Source organism: Pseudacidovorax intermedius (genome assembly GCF_003350475.1).
GTDB lineage: Bacteria > Pseudomonadota > Gammaproteobacteria > Burkholderiales > Burkholderiaceae_C > Xenophilus > Xenophilus intermedius.
In genome coordinates this window covers 880327-897052 of the sequence record NZ_QQAV01000001.1, presented here as the reverse complement: position 1 = coordinate 897052, position 16726 = coordinate 880327, and the positions used below count along the sequence as shown (strand labels likewise).

The window sequence follows — 16726 nt, the reverse complement described above, 5'->3', positions numbered from 1 at the left end:
GGCGCCAGCGGCGGCGCAAACGAGAAATCAGCACCCAGGCATGCGCATCCTTCATATCTCACGACAATGTGCCGCGGCTGACGCAGTGCTGAGAGTCGCCATCAACTATGTAGCGACGGCATACCTTCGAGGCTGAACTGGACCATGCGACGCAAGATCCCCTCCACCCAGGCGCTGGCCTGCTTCGAGGCCGCGGCCCGGCACGAGAGCTACACGCGCGCGGCCGAAGAGCTGGCCCTGACGCAGAGCGCCGTCTCGCGCCAGATCGGCGCGCTGGAGACCTTCATGGGCTTGGCGCTGTTTCGCCGCACCCGCCACGGCGTGCAGCTGACGGCGGCGGGCGCCGACTATGCGCGGCAGATCCGCCGCCAGCTCGACGCCATGGAGCGCGACACGCTGGACGCCATGGCCCGCCAGGGCGCCGGCGGTTCGCTGCAGCTGGCGGCCGTGCCCACGCTGGCTACGCGCTGGCTGATCCCGCGGCTGCCGCTGCTGGCGAAGGCGTATCCGGACATCACCGTCCACATCGAGACGCAGACGCGGCCGTTCCTCTTCAACGACACGCCCTTCGACGCCGCGCTCTACACCGGCACGCCGCAGCAGGCCGCGACCTGGGCCGGCACCCGCCATACGCTGCTGCGGCACGAGGAGGTGGTGCCCGTGTGCTGCCCCGCGCTGATGGACGGCCGCGCCGCCCTCACGCCCGCGCAGGTGGCGCGCCTGCCGCTGCTGCAGCAGAGCACCCGGCCCGACGGCTGGCGGCAGTGGTTCGAGGCGCAGGGTGTGGACAACCCCCGCGGGGGCGCCGGGCCGCGCTACGAGCTCTTCTCCATGCTGGCGGTGGCTGCGGCGCACGGGCTGGGCGTCGCGCTCTTGCCGCCGCTGCTGATCGAGGCCGAGCTGGCCCGAGGCGAACTCGCCATCGCCTGCCCGCGCCCGCTGCGCGGGGAGCGCAGCCACTACCTGGTGGAGCCGGCGGTGGAAGACACGCGGCCGGCGCTGGCCTTGTTCCGGCAATGGCTGGTGGGGCAGGCAGCGACCTGAGCCATCAGGACCGCGGCGGTCGGCCGCCGTTGGCCGGGTCACTTGTGCTCCGTGATCCCGCGCCGGCCCCACAGGCCGGTCGGCCGTTCAGTCACCGGCCCCGATCCGCCCACGCAGGAAGTCGCTGAGCGCCAGGGCCGCCTCGCCCATGCCCGACTGCGGCTGCAGGAGACCGATGGGCTCGATGGCGGCCATGTCGCGCAGTGCCAGCTCGCGCAGCTCGCCGGTCGCCAGCCAGGGCCGCGCCAGGTTCAGCGGCAGCAGCGCCAGCAACGGCTGGTGGCGCAGCAGCCAGCCCATGAGCGGCAGCGAGCGGGTGCTGACCGGGTAGATCGGCGGCGTGCGGCCGAAGCGCTCGCACAGCGCATCGAAATGCCCGCGTGCGGCCACGCCGGCCGGCAGCAGCAGCCAGGGATGGGCCGCCAGCGCCGCCCAGGCCTGGTCGGCCGGCAGACCGGCTGCGGGTGAGGCGCCGGAGACGGCGGCATCGGCCAGCAGCGGATGGTCCGCACGGCAGACCACGGCAAAACGGTCCTCGCGCAACGCATGGAATTCCCAGCCCTGCGGCATGGCGCCCGGCCGGCGGCAGACCACCAGGTCGACCTCGGCGCGGGCAATGGCCAGCAGCTGGTCCTCGCCCTCGGCTTCGGCCAGTTGCACCCGGATGGCCGGCTGCGCCTGGGCGAAGGCGGGCAGCGCATCCACCAGCACGCCATGGATGGCGGACACCGACGCGAGCACCCGCACGAAGCCCAGGCCCTGGCGCCGCCGCGCGTCCACCGCGCCCGCCACGTCGGCCATGCCCAGCATCAGCTGGCGGGCCACCGGCAGCAGGTCGGTGCAGGCCGGCGTGGGCCGAACGCCGCGCGCATGGCGCTCGAACAGGCGCACGTCCAGCAACCGCTCCAGGTAGGCCAGCGTCTGGGTGACGGCGGACTGGGTCATGCCGATGGCATCGGCCGTGCGCTGCACGCTGCCCAGCTCCGCCAGTTGCAGCAGCACCTGCACATGGCGGAACTTGCCGCGGGCGAGCAGGCGGTTGAGCAGGGTGGTGGCCAGGGGCGGGGTCGTCATGCCATCGCAAAGTCTAATGACTGGGCGCCCGATTTAATTGGTCGCTGATCGCTGCGGCGATGAAGATGCGGGCTCGATCCGCAGACACACGAGCGCGTCCACGCGCCATCCCAGGAGACACGACCATGCATTCCCCCGACCGCCGACGCGCGCTCGCCGCCCTGGGCGCCCTGCTCGCCACGGCCACCAGGGCGCACGCCCAGGGCAGCGCCGACTGGCCCAGCCGCCCCATCCGCATCATCGTGCCGGCCCCGGCCGGCGGCCCCTACGACCGCACCATCCGGCCGCTGGCCCAGCACATGGGCCAGACCCTGAAGCAGCCGGTGGTGATCGACAACAAGGCCAGCGCCGGCAACATCGTCGGCACGCAGATGGCGGCTTCGGCGCCACCCGACGGCTACACGCTGGTGGCCACCGGCTCGCTCAACGCCATCGCCCAGTCCATGTACGACGGCATCGGCTTCGACATCGTGCGGGACTTCGAGCACATCGGCAGCATCGGCGAGGGCGCCCAATGGCTGGTGGCGCGGCCCGACGCCGGCTTCAAGGACTTCAACGACTTCGTCCAGCAGGCCAGGCGCGCGCCCGGCAAGTTCGACTACGCCAGCTCGGGCGCGGGCAGCACCGGCCACCTGGTGATGGAACAGCTGCAGCGGGCCACCGGCGTGAAGCTGACGCATGTGCCCTACAAGGGCGGCGCACCCGCGCTGCAGGACGTGCTGGCCGGCGTGGTGCCGCTGATCGTGATCCCCTCCAACAGCGCACTGGCCCCGGTGCAGGCAGGCAAGCTCAAGGTGCTGGCGGTCTCCAGCGCGCAGCGCAGCCCGTTGGCCCCGCAGGTGCCCACCTTTGCCGAGCTGGGTTATCCACAGCTCACGGTCAGCGCCTGGATCGGGCTCTCGGCCCCCAAGGGCACGCCCGCGCCCGTCGTGCGGCGGCTGCATGAGGCGCTCATGGCCGCCCTGGCCGATCCGGCCACGCGCAGGCAGCTCGAGTTCGAGGGCATGGCGGTGCTGTCCACAACGCCAGAGCAGTACACCCAGCTGGTGCGCAGCGACACCGAGCGCTGGGGCCAGCTGGTGCGCAGCCTCCACCTCAAGGCCAACTGAGGTCCTTCCCCTTCCTTCCCGTCCGACCACCATGCCCTTCGTCACTTCCCACGGCCGCGCCATCTACTACGAACGCCAGGGCGATGGCCCGGCCGTGCTGTTCTGCCACGGCGCCGGCTCCAACGCCGCCACCTGGTGGCAGCAGCTGCCGGCCTTCGCCGGCCGGTATAGCTGCCTGACGATGGACAGCCGCTGCTTCGGGCGCTCGGCCGCACCGCTGACCGAGTTCGATCTGGCGCTGTTCGTGGACGACGTGATCGCCATCCTCGACCGGGAGGGCATCGACCAAGTGCGGTTGGTCGGCCAGTCGCTGGGCGGCATGATCGGCCTCAAGCTCGCACTGACGCATCCCGGGCGGGTGGCGGCCTTCGCGGCCTGCGACACGTCGATGGCGGTGGACCATCCGGTGCTGCTGGACATCCTGGCCACGCGCCAGCTCTCGCAGAAGGCGGTGAGCATCGAGCAGCGTTCGCTGGGGCGCTGGTTCCTGGAGCATGAGCCGGAAAAGGCCGCGCTCTACGCGCAGATCAACCACTTCAACCCCAGCGCCCATTCGATTCCCGCCGCCGACTGGGGCGCGGCGCTGCAGGGGCTGATGGCGCCGGGGCGGCTGATTCCGCTGACGGCGCTGGATGCGCTGGACTGCCCGACGCTGTTCGTCGTGGGCGACCAGGACCCGATCGTGCCGGTGGCCGTGGCCCGCGAGTTCCACGAACGGGTGGCCGGCAGCGAACTGGTGGTGGTGGCCGATGCGGGGCACTCGGCCTATTTCGAACAGCCGCGGGCGTTCAACGCGGCGGTGCTGGACTTCCTGGCGCGGCGCGCGGCCTGAACTTCCAGCGCTTGCGTTCGGCCTGCGGCCTGTGGGCCGGCCGCAGGCCACTGAGGAAGCAGGCGCCGGCGCCGCGAGCGGCAGCGCAGACGCGGGCTCAGCCGCCCGCCGAGAGTTCCACGGCGCGCCGGTGGGCGGCCTCGGCCGCTTTCTTCACCAGCGCGCGCAGGGCCTCGCCCTCTTCGAACACCGCGATGGCCGCCGCCGTCGTGCCGTTGGGCGAGGTGACGGCGCGGCGCAGGGCTGCGAAGTCGGCATCCGGCTGGTGCTGCAGCGCGGCGGCACCCCAGGCCGTGTCGGCGGCCAGGGCACGGGCCAGCTCGGGCGCCAGGCCCAGCGCCACACCGGCCTGGGCCAGCGCCTCGCTGAACAGGTGGTAGTAGGCGGGGCCGCTGCCGCTGATGGCGGTGACCAGGTCGATCTGCGATTCCTGGTCCACCCAGTGCGCACTGCCCACGGTGGCGAACAAGGCGCCGACCCGCTCGCGCCGAGCTTCGTCCACGCCCGGCGCGGCATAGAGGCCGGTGCAGCCGGCGCGCAGCATGGCCGGTGTGTTGGGCATCACGCGGATGACCGGCGTGCCCAGGGGCAGGGCGGCCTCGAGCGTGGCGACGGTGACGCCGGCGGCCACGCTCACCACCACGGCCTGGGCCAGCCAGTCGGCCGGCAGGGCGCGCAAGGCGTCGGCCGCCATGGCCGGCTTGACGGCCACGACCACCAGGTCGACACCGCCCGCCGCATCGCCTGAGGATTGCAGCGACTGCACGCTGGCATGCCGACCGGGTACCGGCGCAGCGCCTTCAGGCAGGGGCGCGGGATCGATGGCCAGCAAGGTCTGGACGCGACCGCTGTCGCGCCAGGCCTCGCCGAGGGCGCGGCCCATGTTGCCGTAGCCGAGGAACAGGACTTTCATGAGGGTGCCGTGAGAAGGAGGGGAGGAAAGGGGTCGGGCGGCATTGTCGTGCGCCCCGCGCCTGCCGCTTCCTGCCGCCGGCCCTGCCGGCTGCTCACCGAGGCCTCGCCCACACCGAAAAAGCCGGCACGCTTGCACGTGCCGGCTGCAGTCAGGCGCCTCCCAGGCCCCATCCCGGACCTCTTTCACAGGCGGTGCCCGCCTGAGGGGACGAAGACGAACCCGGTGTCAGGCCCGGTCCGCCTCCATCCCGTTCTGCCGGGGGATCGCCACGCGCTGCCGATCCCTCGGGAATCGCGCGGCGTGGCGTGGCGGCCTGATTACAGGCCGGCCTTGCGGTAGACGGACAGGCTGCCCTGGGTGTACTGGGCCGGGATGGTGCTGTTCACGAAGGCCTTGGAGTCCAGGTTCCAGGTCGGGCTGTGGGCAGCGGCGACGGCTTCGGCCTGCACGGCGGCACGGCTGCGGGGCGCGGCCGGGGCCACGGCGACCTGCTGGCCGACGTATTCCAGGTTCTGCTCGGCGCGAGCGGCCTGCACAGCCTGGGCGTTCACTTCGGCGCGGCTGAAGGCCGACACGGGGGCGATGACGCCTTGGTATTCCTCGGCGCTGGCGCCGGCAACAGCGGCGAACGAAAGAGCGGCAAGGGCGATGATCTTCGAGGTCTTGGTCATGATTTTTCTCCTAAGCAGAGCGTTGAACAGAGCGGGCGGGGCACCTGCCCCACCGGCTTCGGGTCTGCGTTCAATCGCTGGCCCGTGAGATGAATTGTGGACCGTTGAGCTAGGGAAAACCCTGGTCGTTGCCGAACGTGCTGTTCACGATCAGGAAACAATAAGGCCAGGCAGCCTGTGGGATTGTTCCTACGTCGCCGCGCTTGGCGCGGGGGGCGGCCCCCAGCCGTGGCATTCAGCGCGCGGGCGGGGAGGGCGGCAGGTTGCCCGGCCAGGGGTAGCGCGCCTGCGTCACGTTGCGCAGCAGGGCCTCGCGCTGGCCGCGGCTGATGCCGCGGATGCCCTCGGCCACCCACTGCACGCGCTGCGGGTCCAGGCTGCCCTCACGCTGCCAGCGCTCGGCAGCGGCGCTGGGCGCGTGCAGCATGGCCGCCAGCCAGACCGCCTGGGCCGGCTCCAGCCGCGCCGCCGGGCGGCCGAAATAGAAGCGCGCTGCCGCCTCGGCGCCGCAGACCCGGCCCCAGGGCGCATGGTCCAGGTACAGCTGCAGGATGCGCGCCTTGCCCAGCTGCTGCTCCATGTCCACCGCGTAGAGCAATTCGCGCAGCTTGCGCTGCAGGCTGCGCTCGCTGCCGGTCACCAGCACCTTGGCCAGTTGCTGGGTGAGCGTGCTGCCGCCGCGCTCGACCGCACCCTTGTGCTGGTTGCGGTCGAAGGCGGCCTGCAGCTCGATCAGGTCGAAGCCGGGATGCTGGAAGAAGCGCTGGTCCTCCGCCGCGATGACGGCGCGGGCGAGCCAGCTGTCGGCCTTGAGTTGCGCGGACGGTCCGCACTGGCTGCGCGCATTCAGCAGCGCCTCGGTGCCCAGGCCCTCCACGGTGAAGCCGCTGATGCGCGGCTGCAGCCCCAGCGTGCCCGAGGGCAGCTGCACCTGCAGGCGGCCCGACGCCGTGCCGCCGATGCGGGCGCGCTCCAGCTCGGGCAGGCCCGTGGCCAGCACGGCATACCAGCGGGCGATGGGCGCTTCGTCGAAGCTGGCGTCGATGTGCAGGTCACGCTGCGTGAGCCGGCCCTGCCAGCGGCCATGCAGGCTTTCGGTACTCGCGCTGGCTGGCACCGCGTCGAGCTCGCCGCGCAGCACATCCACGTCGCGCCGTGCGGTCAGGCGCAGCTCGGTCAGCTGAAGCGGCTGCGAGCCCATCGCCGCGAGCCCGAGGCGACAGGGCGCGCAGCGCAGGGCGAGTTGCGTACGTGGCGCGTCCCAGTGCAGGTCGATGGGGCCCTGGGTCGTCTGCAGCCGGCGGCCGTCCAGTCGCGGCGCGATCCAGGACGAGGTGGCCAGCCGCAGCACCGTCGGCACGCCCACCGGCACCGTGAAGGGACCGACGCGCCAGTCCACCGCCCATTCGTCCTTGGCCGGCGCGAGCGCGATGCGCACCACCGCCACGGCCGCCACCGCTGCCGTCAGCAGCAGGGCCAGCAGGCCCCACAGCAGCAAACGCAGCCCCTTGTTCACATCGCGTCCCGTTGTCTGTCGTGTCGTTCATGGCGGCGAGACCACGGTCACCGCCGTCCAGGGACCGGCGGCGCTCGTGCGCCAGCTGGCCCAGTACCAGGCGGAAGTGTCGGTGAAAGAACGGCCCGCGGCATCCTCGATGCGCTCGCACACGCGCTGGGCGCTGCGCCCCGCGCGCTCGGCGTGGAAGCAGCGCCACAGCCGGCCGCGCGCATCGTGTTCGAGCCGGGCCTGGAGGATGCGGTAGCCCAGCGCGCGCCAGCAGTCCTCGGCCGGATGCAGCAGGCGCGTGGGACGCTCGACCTGCCGCATCACCAGCACCTGCCGGCCGTCGGTGAAGCGGGCGATGTGGCCGGGAAAGTGGCGGGCGAAGCGGGCCTCCACCTCGCCCAGCGCCTGCGGCCTCAACGGCACGCCGTCCCAGGTGGCGGGCCATTCGGGCGAGGCGGCATGGGACGGCGACGGCACGACACCGTCCTGGGCCAGTGGCCAGAGGCTGGCCCCCAGGCTCACCACCAGCACGAGCGCGAACGCCAGCTTGTGCAGCACCCGGTGCGCGAAGTGGTTGCGCCAGGGCGAAGGCGCGAAGACATCAGGCCAGCGCATGGCGATCCTCTCCGAGGGCCAGGCCCTGCGGTGCCGCGCGCAGCATGCGCCGCCCGATGGCACCGCACACCACGGCGAGCAGCGCCAGCCCCAGCGCCTGGTGCAGCAGCGGCCCCAGCGCATGGCCGGCGCCCTCCAGGCCCACCAGCAGTGCATTGCGCAGCACATTGCCGCCGAGCACCACCAGGCCCACGACGGGAAGCCGGCGCAGGAAGGCGCGGTCGTCCATCCGCGTCATGAACAGCGCCACCCCGCAGGCGGTGAAGTAGCCCATCCACACCATCTGCACGCCGGAGCAGGGTGCGTCGACGATCACCAGCCGGCCGTCGATCCACAGGCTGCTGCCGGCACGCTCGACGACGAAGAACGGCGCCAGCAGCCAGCGCGCCGCCTCGGCCGTGACCAGCCGCAGCGGGTAGCCCGCATAGAACTGCAGCGAAGACAGCAGGGGCAGGGCGAGCACCGCCAGGCCCAATACCGGCAGGGCAGGCTGCCCATGCGGCAGGAAGGCGAGCAGCACGCAGGCCAGGGCCAGCACGGCCAGCAGGCCGGTGGCCAGCGGCGGCAGCGCACCGCCGGCCCGCAGCAGCGAAGAGGCCAGCACGCCAAGCGCAGCCACGGACAGCAGCCCCAGCCGCGGCGAGGCGCGCAGCGACCGCCGACCCTGCCAGGCGAACAGGCCCAGCGCAGCGAGCGCCAGCAGGCCCAGCGGGTCGTCCGAACGGTCCAGCATGCGGGCGCCCATCCAGCCCCAGGTGGGCCAGAGCACCAGGGCGGTCGCCAGCAGCCACAGCACGGGCGGCAGGCGGTCGAGACGGATCGCCGCCTCCAGGCTGCGGGGATGGCGGCTGGCCCAATCGACGAGGTTCATTGGCGTTGCTCCCCCTGTCAGGCCGTCAGCCGCCGCGCGTCGTGCCGACGCAGCCGGCGGCGCAGCATGGCGAGCATGCCCAGCGCCACGGCCACGGCGCCCAGCGTCTCCGGCTCGGGCGTGGCGGGCACCGGCATGCCCAGCGCGAGTTCGCTCACGCCCTCGGGCAGCGGCTGCGGCTGGTCGACCGTCGTGCCCGCATCGCCCGTGCCGCGCACCACCTGGTCGACGGCGATGAAGCTGGTGTAGGCCGTGAGCAGGCTGTACTTGAGCCCCAGCGCGGTGATGGCCACGCGCTGCTGGCCGCTGCCTTCCAGGCCCTCCTGGTCATCCAATGCCGCGATGCGGTCACGGGCCCACAGGGCGCGCAGGGCCGTGGCCTGCGGGGCGAGGCTGTCGTCGCTCACCGGCAGCACCTGGCGCCACGGGCCTTCGGCGCTGCGGCCTTCGACCACCAGTTGGCCCTGCGGCGTGCCGCGCCACTTGCCGAACAGCACCACGGGCCGCTCGCCCAGCACGTCGGGCAGCCGCGCCGGTTCCACGTCGTACACCGCCAGGCCGTCGAAGCGCGCCTTCAGGCCGGTGAGCACGGGCGACTCCACCATGCGACGGAAGCGTGCCGCCTGCTCGGGCGCCTGCCGTTCGTCGGTGATGACGAAGGGCTCGCCACGGCCCGCCCGGGCCAGGCCCTCGATCAGGTGCCGGTTGACCGAGGAGCCGATGCCGAAGGCGAACAGGTTGGCCTGGTCCAGGTGCTCGCGCACCAGCGCGAAGGACTCGCGCTCCACGGTGACATAGCCATCGGTCACCACCACGATGCTGCGCGAGACGCCCTCGGCCTTGGGCTGGGCATAGGCCTGGCGCAAGGCCGGGATCAGTTCGGTGCTGCCGCCGCCCTGGATGTCGGTGAGCGTCCTGAGCGCCCGCTCGATGTTGGGCCGTGTCGCCGGCACCGGCCTGGGCGACAGCATGCGGTTGCTGCCGGCGAAGAGCATCACGTTGAAGGTGTCGCTGGGCCGCAGACCGCCGATCAGGCGGGACAACAGGGCACGCGCCGTGTCCAGCGGAAAGCCGTGCATGGAGCCGGAGATGTCCACCACGAAGAGGTAGTCGCGCGGCACGATGCGCTCGGCGGCCACGGCGCGCGGCGGCTCGACCATGGCGAGGAAGAAGTTCTCCGCATCCGGCCCGCTGCCCGGATAGAGCATCAGGCCCGACTGGATGCGCTCGCCGGCGAGGGCGAAGTCGAGCACGAAGTCGCGGTTGGCCAGCGGCCGGCCATCCTCGCGCAAGGTGAGGGCGGCATGCCGGTCGTCGCGCCCGGGTTGGAGGGCCAGCGCGTGGCTGGACGAGCGGATGTCCGCCAGCGCCAGCGGCGCATCGAGGCTCAGCCTGAGCGAGAAGGCTGCGGCACTGGCCGTGCCGGCGGGCAGCGTGGGCTGCGCGCTCCACTGTCCCCCGCCACCACCGGTGCCCACATAGCGCGGGCCCACCACGGTGGGGTAGACGAACTGGTAGCGGCCCGACTGCGGCAGCAGCAGCTCGCTGTAGCGCAGTTCCACCCGCACCTCGTCGCCGGGCCGGATGTTGGCCACATTCATCTGGAAGACGTTGGGCCGTTCGGCCTCGAGCAGCGCGGCCGTCTGGCCGGCCTGCTTCGCTTCCTGGTACTCCAGCCGCGCCTGCTGTTTCTCGCGGATCTGCGCCGTGATCAGCCGGTCGGCGATGCGCACGTTCATGCCGCCCACGGCGGCGCGCGTTGAGCCGGGAAAGACATAGCGCGCCTCCAGCGTGCGCTCGCCTTCGTTGCGGTAGGTCTGCGTCACCCGCACGTCGGCGATGACACCGGCGATGCGCACGTCGACGTCGGTGCGCTTGAGGGGCAGGCGGTCGGTGCCGGGGGTGTCGCTTTGCACCACCAGATAGGGACTCGCGGTGGCATCGTTGCCAGCTTCCTGTGCAAGGACAGGCCGACACACCAGCAACGCAAAGGCGGCCAGCGCCATCAGCGCCGTGAACGCCCACAGGCCGCAGCCGCAGGCTTCGGGACTGCGCCGGCGGCGCCAGGACAAGTTCGGATTCATGGTCGGTTCCTTCCTCGGTGTGTGCGATGGGAAGGACTGTCCCTGCGATGTCCGAAGCCAGAAGGAAGGGCCGATGAAGCCTCCCGGGCCGTGTGAAGCCTGTGTGAAGTCCGTGTGCATCGCCCTTCAGCCTCCTTTCAAGATCCGCGGCGACGATGGCCCTGCCGGCGGCGTGGCACCCGCCGCACCGAGAATGCTGCCGCCGTCCGACAGCGTGGCTGCCGTGGCGGCGCGAGGCTTGCGCGCCTGCCGGTGTGCAGGCAACGCCTTGTTACGGCGGCCTTCCGGCGGGCGGGCATGCTCGCGTTCCGTCCCGCCGGCGACCTCTTCCTGTTTCTTTCCCATGTCCTTCAAAGACCGTCTGTCCGATCCCCGCCTGCGCCGGGCCGCCAAGTGGACTGCCATCGGCAGTGCCACCGCTGTGGTGTGCGGCGCCGCCATCGTCGGCATTGCCGCGGCCCTGATGTCGCGCCAGCTGCCCGACGTGAGCACGCTGCAGAACTACCAGCCCAAACTGCCGCTGCGCGTGTTCACCGCCGATGGCGACCTGATCGGCGAGTTCGGCGAAGAGCGCCGCCAGCTGGTGCCCATCGACAAGATCCCCAAGGTGCTCAAGGACGCGGTGCTGGCCACCGAGGACGCGCGCTTCTACCAGCACGGCGGGCTCGACACCATCGGCCTGGCGCGGGCGGTGGTCTCCAATGCGCTGCACGGCGGCGTACGGCAGGGCGCGTCGACCATCACGCAGCAGGTGGCGCGCAACATGTTCCTCAGCTCGGAGCGCACCTTCAGCCGCAAGCTGAAGGAAGCCCTGCTGGCCTGGCGGCTGGAGGACGAGCTGACCAAGGACCAGATCCTCGAGATCTACCTGAACCAGATCTACCTGGGCAACCGCGCCTACGGTTTTGCGGCCGCGGCCCAGACCTACTTCGGCAAGCCCTTGCAGGACATCACGGTGGCCGAGGCCGCCATGCTGGCCGGTCTGCCCAAGGCGCCCAGCAGCAACAACCCCATCGCCAACCCGCGCCGTGCGGTGGCGCGCCAGCAGTACGTGATCAACCGCATGGTCGAGACCGGCTACCTGAGCGAGGCCGACGCCGCCAAGGCCCGCCAGGAGCCGCTCAAGCTGCGCGATGCCGGCGATCCGTCGCAGCTGCATGCCGACTACGTGGCCGAGATGGTGCGCCAGCAGATGGTGGCGAAGTACGGCGACGACACCTACACCAAGGGCTTCAAGGTCTACACGACCGTCACGCGCAACGACCAGGGCTCGGCCTATGAAGGCCTGCACGAGGCCATCGTCGACTACGAGCAGCGCCAGCCCTACCGCGGCCCCGAAGGCTTCGTCGAACTGCCCACCGACAGTGCCGATGTGGACAACGCAGTGGACGACGCGCTCTCGGACAAGCCCGACAGCGGCGGCATGATGGCCGCCGTGGTGCTGGAGGCGGGCCCGCGCAAGGTGGTGGCGGTGCGCGCCAACGGCGATTCGGTGGAGATCACCGGCCGCGGCCTGCAGGCCGTGCAGCGCGGCCTGGTGGAGAAGGCGGCCGAGCCGCTGCGCATACGCCGGGGCAGCATCGTGCGCATCGCCCGCACCGGCCCGCAGAGCAGCTGGGAAGTGACCCAGCTGCCCGAGGTCGAAGGTGCCTTCGTCGCTGTCGATCCGCGTGATGGGGCCATCAAGGCGCTGGTGGGCGGCTTCGACTTCAACAAGAACAAGTTCAACCATGCGACGCAGGCCTGGCGCCAGCCGGGCTCCAGCTTCAAGCCCTTCATCTACTCGGCTGCGCTGGAGAAGGGCTTCACGCCCGCCACCATCGTCAACGACGCGCCGCTGTCCTTCGACGCCGCCGCCACCGGTGGCGCGCCCTGGGAACCCAAGAACTACGACAACACCTACGCCGGCCCGATCACGCTGCGGCAGGGGCTGGAGCAGTCGAAGAACGTGGTGACCATCCGCGTGCTGGATGCGATCACGCCGGCTTATGCGCAGGAATGGATCACGCATTTCGGCTTCGCGGCCGACAAGCACCCGGCCTACCTCACCATGGGCCTGGGCGCCGGCTCGGTGACGCCGCTGCAGATGGCGACGGCCTACTTGGTCTTCGCCAACGGCGGGCTGAAGGTGGAGCCGCGCCTGATCGCCCGCATCACCGACGCCCGCGACCAGGTGCTGGAGGACACGCCGCCCAAGCCCGCCGACGAGGCCGGCCGCGTGATCCCCGCACGCAATGCCTTCGTGATCGACACGCTGCTGAACAGCGTGGTGAAGAACGGCACCGGCCGCCGCGCCTACACGACGCTGCGACGCGACGACCTCTATGGCAAGACCGGCACCACCAACGATTCGCACGATGCCTGGTTCGCCGGCTTCCAGCCGACCCGCGTGGGCGTGGCCTGGATCGGCTACGACACGCCGCGCCAGCTGGGCGTGCGCGGCGAGACCGGCGGCAGCCTGGCGCTGCCGGCCTGGACGCGCTACATGCAGGGCGCGCTCAAGGGCGTGCCGGTGGCCAAGCTGGACGTGCCACCGGGCGTGACCAACGCCAGCGGCGAATGGATGTACGACGAGTACGCGAACGGCCAGGGCGTGCAGTCGCTCGGGGTGGAAGCCGCCCTGACGCCGATCACGCCGGTGGAGGTCAACAGCGGCGCCCCGACGACCGGCCCTGCGCCGTCGTGGGGCAACCAGCCGGTCATCCCGGCCGTGCCGGGCCAGCCTGCTCAGCCTGGGCAACCTGCAACGCCTGCGCAGCCGGACGAGCGCAACCGGATCCTGAACATGTTCCGCTGAGGCGCCGCGCGCCGCCTGTCCCGACAACCCGGCCTCGGCCGGGTTTTTTCATGGCACGCGGCTGCGTCGTCAGCGCAGGTCGACCACCAGCCCGGTCAGGCGGCGCACCGTGGGCAGCAGCACCACGACCAGCGGAAAGGCCACCGCCCAGGACAGCATCCAGGCGCCCAGCCAGAGATGCAGGAAATCGGGCGTCCAGCCCGCGCCGCGCAACGTGCTGATGGCCGACACGACGCCGCTCATCAGCAACGACAGCAGGAGGGGTACGACGATGGCGGCACTGCGTGCCGGCAGCTTGGGAATGCCGGCCACGATGGTCGGCCGCGAAGAGGGAGAGGATGCACGCATGGGAGGGAGGGGAAAACGCGGCCCGCGGGCCTGGATGACTCCGGCCATGCAAATGCCGGGCCGGCGCAGGCCCGAATTGGGCGCCCCTCCCTCAATCAGCGGACGCTGCGGGCGTTCCCTGGTGATAGCGCAGCTGCCACGCCTGGCCCTCGCGCTTCCACAGCGAGACCCGCAGCGTCTGCAACGCGGGGCCACCGTCGGCCGCTCGCTGCGCTGAGCGGTAGCTGAGCAACGCCAGGTCCGGCGCCAGCCGTTCCAGCCGGAAATCGCAGGAATCCACCGCCGGCGGCGTCAGCACCTGCGACAGGTAGCGCACGACGGTGGCGCGGTCGTAGGGCCGGCCGGAACGGCCCACCTCGTGGAAATCGGCATGGAGCAGCGCCTCCAGCCGCTCAGCGTCGCAGGGCACGCCGGGATGGTGCAGTTCCACCTCCAGCAGTTGCAGGTGGGCGAACAGGTCTTGGGGGTCGTCGGGGGTCATGGCAGCGTGGATCGTCGGCATGCGGGGAAGGTGCGGGTTGGCGGGCATCGGCCCGGTTGACTCATCGCAGCGGCCCACTGATCAGCGGCAAGGTCAGCGTGGCCTGCGCGCCACCGCCTTCCGCATTGCCGAGCGCGATGCTGCCACCGTGCAGCGCCGCGATCTCGCGCACGAAGGCGAGGCCCAGGCCGGTGCTCTTCTTCTGGCTGTGCGGACGCGCGAGCGAATAGAACTTCTGGAAGACCTGCGCCTGTGCATAGGCCGGGATGCCCGGTCCCTGGTCGCGCACCGCGATCACGCCGCGCCGCCCCTGCAGCCGCAGGCTCAGCCGCACGGTGCCGCCCTCGGGCGAGAAGTCGATGGCGTTGTCCAGCAGGTTGCCCACGGCCTGTCGCAGCAGCAGCGGGTCGCCGTCGGCATGCACCTCGCCCAGGTCCTCGCGCAGGCCCTGCACGTCGATCACGACGCCACGGCGCGCGGCGGCCGGCGCCACGCCCTGGGCGGCCTCGCGCAGCAGGGCACCGAGGGCCACGGGCTGCACCTGGTCGAGCACGCGGCGCGTCTCCAGGGCCGTGAGCTCCATCATGCGGTCCACCAGCTGCTGGATGCGCTCGCTCTCGCGGCCGATGTTGGCCAGGAAGCGCTCGCGCTCCTCGGGCGGCATGCCGGCCTCCTGCAGCAACTCGGCGGCGCCGCGGATGGCCGACAGCGGGCTCTTGATCTCGTGGGTGAAGGTCTGGACGTAGTCGGCCACGTAGTTGCGGCCGGTGAAGGCATCGCCCATCTCCTGCACCGCCGCGCGCGCCATGGCGGCGGCCCGGCGCAGCATGCGCAGCGGATGAAAACCCCGCTGCGTGCGCAGCCAGCGGATGTAGTCGGCCGTGAGGCCGAAGGGGCGCACCAGCCACACCGAGACGATCAGCGCCAGCACCAGCAATGCCGCCGCCGAACCGGCACCGACCCAGATCACGCGCTGCCGGGCGTCCTGCACGAACTGGCCGAAGCTCTGCACCGGCTTGCCCACGCCCACCATGCCGACGATCTCGCCTGCCCAGCGGATGGGCGCGCCCACGTAGAGCACCGAGCTGAGCGGGTCGGCCTCCACGTCGCGCGTGGCGCGGGCGCCATAGCCGCCGGCCAGCGTGCGGCTGACGTCGATCCAGCGCGAATAGTCGGCGCCCACGGCACGGCCGGTGGAGTCGTAGATCACGCGGCCGCTGCGGTCGGTGACGTAGACCCGCAGTTCCACCTTCTGCTTGTGCAGGTTGTAGATCTGGGCCGAGAACTCGCGCGCATAGAGGGCGCGGAACAGCGGCTCCAGCCGCCGGGTGTCGATGGCGCCGGCGATCACGTCCTGCTCGACCAGCGTGGCCATGAGCTGGGCGATCTCCACCTGCGCCTCCTCGGCCGATTCGCGGTAGCGCGGGTCGATGTCGCCCACCACCCGCCACAGCAGCCAGGTGATGCCGGCCACGTAGATCAGCAGCACGGCCAGGAAGATGCGGGTGCGCCGTCTCGGCGAACGCCTCATGGGACGAGGGGCGTGGAAGGCGGCAGGTCTTCGTGCAGCGCGTAGCCGGTGCCGCGGTGGGTGCGAATGGCCTCGACCTCGGGCGCCACGGCCCGCAGCTTGGCGCGCACGGTCTTGACATGGGCGTCGACGGTGCGGTCCAGGCTCTCGCTGTCGCCGCCCCAGACACGGTCGAGCAGTTCCTCGCGGCTGAACACGCGGCCCGGACGCTGCACCAGCAGGCGCAGCAGGCCGAATTCGTAGCGCGACAGCTCGAGCACGCGGCCGTAGTAGCGGATCTGCAGGCGTTCGTCGTCGACCACGAAGGGCAGGGCGGGTGCCTGGGGCGCCGGGGCTGGTGTCGCCACCGGCATCGCAGGCACCGGACCCGCCCGCTGGCTGCGTCGCAGGATGCCCCGCACCCGCGCCACCAGTTCGCGCGGCGAGAAGGGCTTGGCGATGTAGTCGTCGGCGCCCAGCTCCAGCCCCACCACGCGGTCGATCTCGTCGGTGCGGGCCGTGAGGAAGACGATGGGCACATCCGCCGCACCCGGCAGGGCCTGCAATCGCCGGAAGAGGTCGAAGCCGTTCATGTCGGGCAGGCCGATGTCCAGGATGGCGAGCGCCGGCGGTTCTGCAGCGAATTCCGCCAGGGCGGCGCCCCCGGTGGCACACCACACCGGCACAAAGCCGTCGCTGCGCAGCACGTACTGCACCGTGTCGGCGATGCCCGGCTCGTCCTCCGCCACCAGGATGCGCGGCCGAACCCCGACCGATGGCGCGGTCGGGGCCGTGGCAACGGCAGGGGGTGGATTCGGCATGGGGGCGGATCGTAGCGGTGCGGACGCAGGGCACCCAGCGATTTCG

At 71.6% G+C, this 16726-nt stretch carries 16 protein-coding genes; 4 read left to right on the top strand and 12 right to left on the bottom strand.

The genetic code is table 11. The annotated features are described in order from the left end of the window. Positions 1-144: 144 nt before the first annotated feature. Complete coding sequence (locus DFR41_RS03950; RefSeq protein WP_114801758.1) at positions 145-1044, top strand: LysR substrate-binding domain-containing protein; 900 nt, start codon at positions 145-147, stop codon at positions 1042-1044. A gap of 87 nt (positions 1045-1131) precedes the next feature. Here the strand turns inward: DFR41_RS03950 and DFR41_RS03945 are convergent, their stop codons facing one another. Then, the gene (locus DFR41_RS03945) at positions 1132-2118 is read right to left on the bottom strand and encodes a LysR family transcriptional regulator (protein ID WP_114801757.1); all 987 of its coding nucleotides are present in this window, start codon (positions 2116-2118) and stop codon (positions 1132-1134) included. A gap of 125 nt (positions 2119-2243) precedes the next feature. Between DFR41_RS03945 and DFR41_RS03940 the strand changes: the two genes are divergently transcribed. Together DFR41_RS03940 and DFR41_RS03935 are read left to right on the top strand one after the other, a co-directional pair. Further along, a complete protein-coding gene (locus DFR41_RS03940) occupies positions 2244-3227 on the top strand; it encodes a Bug family tripartite tricarboxylate transporter substrate binding protein (protein ID WP_170159311.1) in 984 nt (327 codons plus the stop codon). A 31-nt stretch (positions 3228-3258) separates the two neighbouring features. Then, positions 3259-4059, top strand: coding sequence for an alpha/beta fold hydrolase (locus DFR41_RS03935; RefSeq protein ID WP_114801755.1), 801 nt, complete (start codon positions 3259-3261; stop codon positions 4057-4059). 97 nt (positions 4060-4156) lie between these two features. Here DFR41_RS03935 and proC read toward each other — a convergent pair whose 3' ends face one another. From proC to DFR41_RS27310, 7 genes are all read right to left on the bottom strand, one after another. Continuing rightward, positions 4157-4972: a pyrroline-5-carboxylate reductase gene (proC, locus tag DFR41_RS03930; RefSeq protein ID WP_114801754.1), complete on the bottom strand. Its 816-nt coding sequence runs from the start codon at positions 4970-4972 to the stop codon at positions 4157-4159. A gap of 320 nt (positions 4973-5292) precedes the next feature. Beyond that, a complete protein-coding gene (locus DFR41_RS03925; protein WP_114801753.1) occupies positions 5293-5646 on the bottom strand; it encodes an alpha/beta hydrolase in 354 nt (117 codons plus the stop codon). A gap of 235 nt (positions 5647-5881) precedes the next feature. After that, positions 5882-7162 carry a biosynthetic peptidoglycan transglycosylase gene (locus DFR41_RS03920; RefSeq protein ID WP_114801752.1) on the bottom strand — a complete coding sequence of 427 codons (1281 nt, stop codon included), beginning with the start codon at positions 7160-7162 and terminating at the stop codon, positions 5882-5884. A gap of 27 nt (positions 7163-7189) precedes the next feature. Further along, positions 7190-7768 carry a hypothetical protein gene (locus DFR41_RS03915; protein ID WP_114801751.1) on the bottom strand — a complete coding sequence of 193 codons (579 nt, stop codon included), beginning with the start codon at positions 7766-7768 and terminating at the stop codon, positions 7190-7192. After that, on the bottom strand, positions 7755-8639 hold the full coding sequence (gene xrtQ, locus DFR41_RS03910) for an exosortase Q (protein WP_114801750.1): 885 nt from the start codon (positions 8637-8639) through the stop codon (positions 7755-7757). The genes DFR41_RS03915 and xrtQ overlap by 14 nt, the downstream gene beginning before the upstream one ends. A gap of 17 nt (positions 8640-8656) precedes the next feature. Then, on the bottom strand, positions 8657-10723 hold the full coding sequence (locus DFR41_RS03905; protein WP_244917637.1) for a VIT and vWA domain-containing protein: 2067 nt from the start codon (positions 10721-10723) through the stop codon (positions 8657-8659). A gap of 126 nt (positions 10724-10849) precedes the next feature. Continuing rightward, entirely contained in the window at positions 10850-11068 is a 219-nt protein-coding gene (locus DFR41_RS27310) for a hypothetical protein (RefSeq protein WP_147284311.1), read from the bottom strand. On the opposite strand from DFR41_RS27310, the gene DFR41_RS03900 reads away from it, so the two are divergent. After that, a complete protein-coding gene (locus tag DFR41_RS03900; RefSeq protein ID WP_114801749.1) occupies positions 11067-13520 on the top strand; it encodes a penicillin-binding protein 1A in 2454 nt (817 codons plus the stop codon). The two genes, DFR41_RS27310 and DFR41_RS03900, sit on opposite strands and share 2 nt — an antisense overlap. A gap of 69 nt (positions 13521-13589) precedes the next feature. Here the strand turns inward: DFR41_RS03900 and DFR41_RS03895 are convergent, their stop codons facing one another. The 4 genes from DFR41_RS03895 to creB all read right to left on the bottom strand — a co-directional run bounded on the left by DFR41_RS03895 (position 13590) and on the right by creB (position 16680). Next, positions 13590-13868: a DUF2798 domain-containing protein gene (locus tag DFR41_RS03895; RefSeq protein ID WP_043118541.1), complete on the bottom strand. Its 279-nt coding sequence runs from the start codon at positions 13866-13868 to the stop codon at positions 13590-13592. Between the two features lie 91 nt (positions 13869-13959). Further along, entirely contained in the window at positions 13960-14349 is a 390-nt protein-coding gene (locus DFR41_RS03890) for a nuclear transport factor 2 family protein (RefSeq protein WP_170159310.1), read from the bottom strand. A gap of 61 nt (positions 14350-14410) precedes the next feature. Further along, positions 14411-15880, bottom strand: coding sequence for a two-component system sensor histidine kinase CreC (creC, locus tag DFR41_RS03885; protein ID WP_017757159.1), 1470 nt, complete (start codon positions 15878-15880; stop codon positions 14411-14413). Continuing rightward, complete coding sequence (gene creB, locus DFR41_RS03880; protein ID WP_052383802.1) at positions 15877-16680, bottom strand: two-component system response regulator CreB; 804 nt, start codon at positions 16678-16680, stop codon at positions 15877-15879. Before creB ends, creC begins: the two co-directional genes overlap by 4 nt. Positions 16681-16726: the final 46 nt, after the last annotated feature.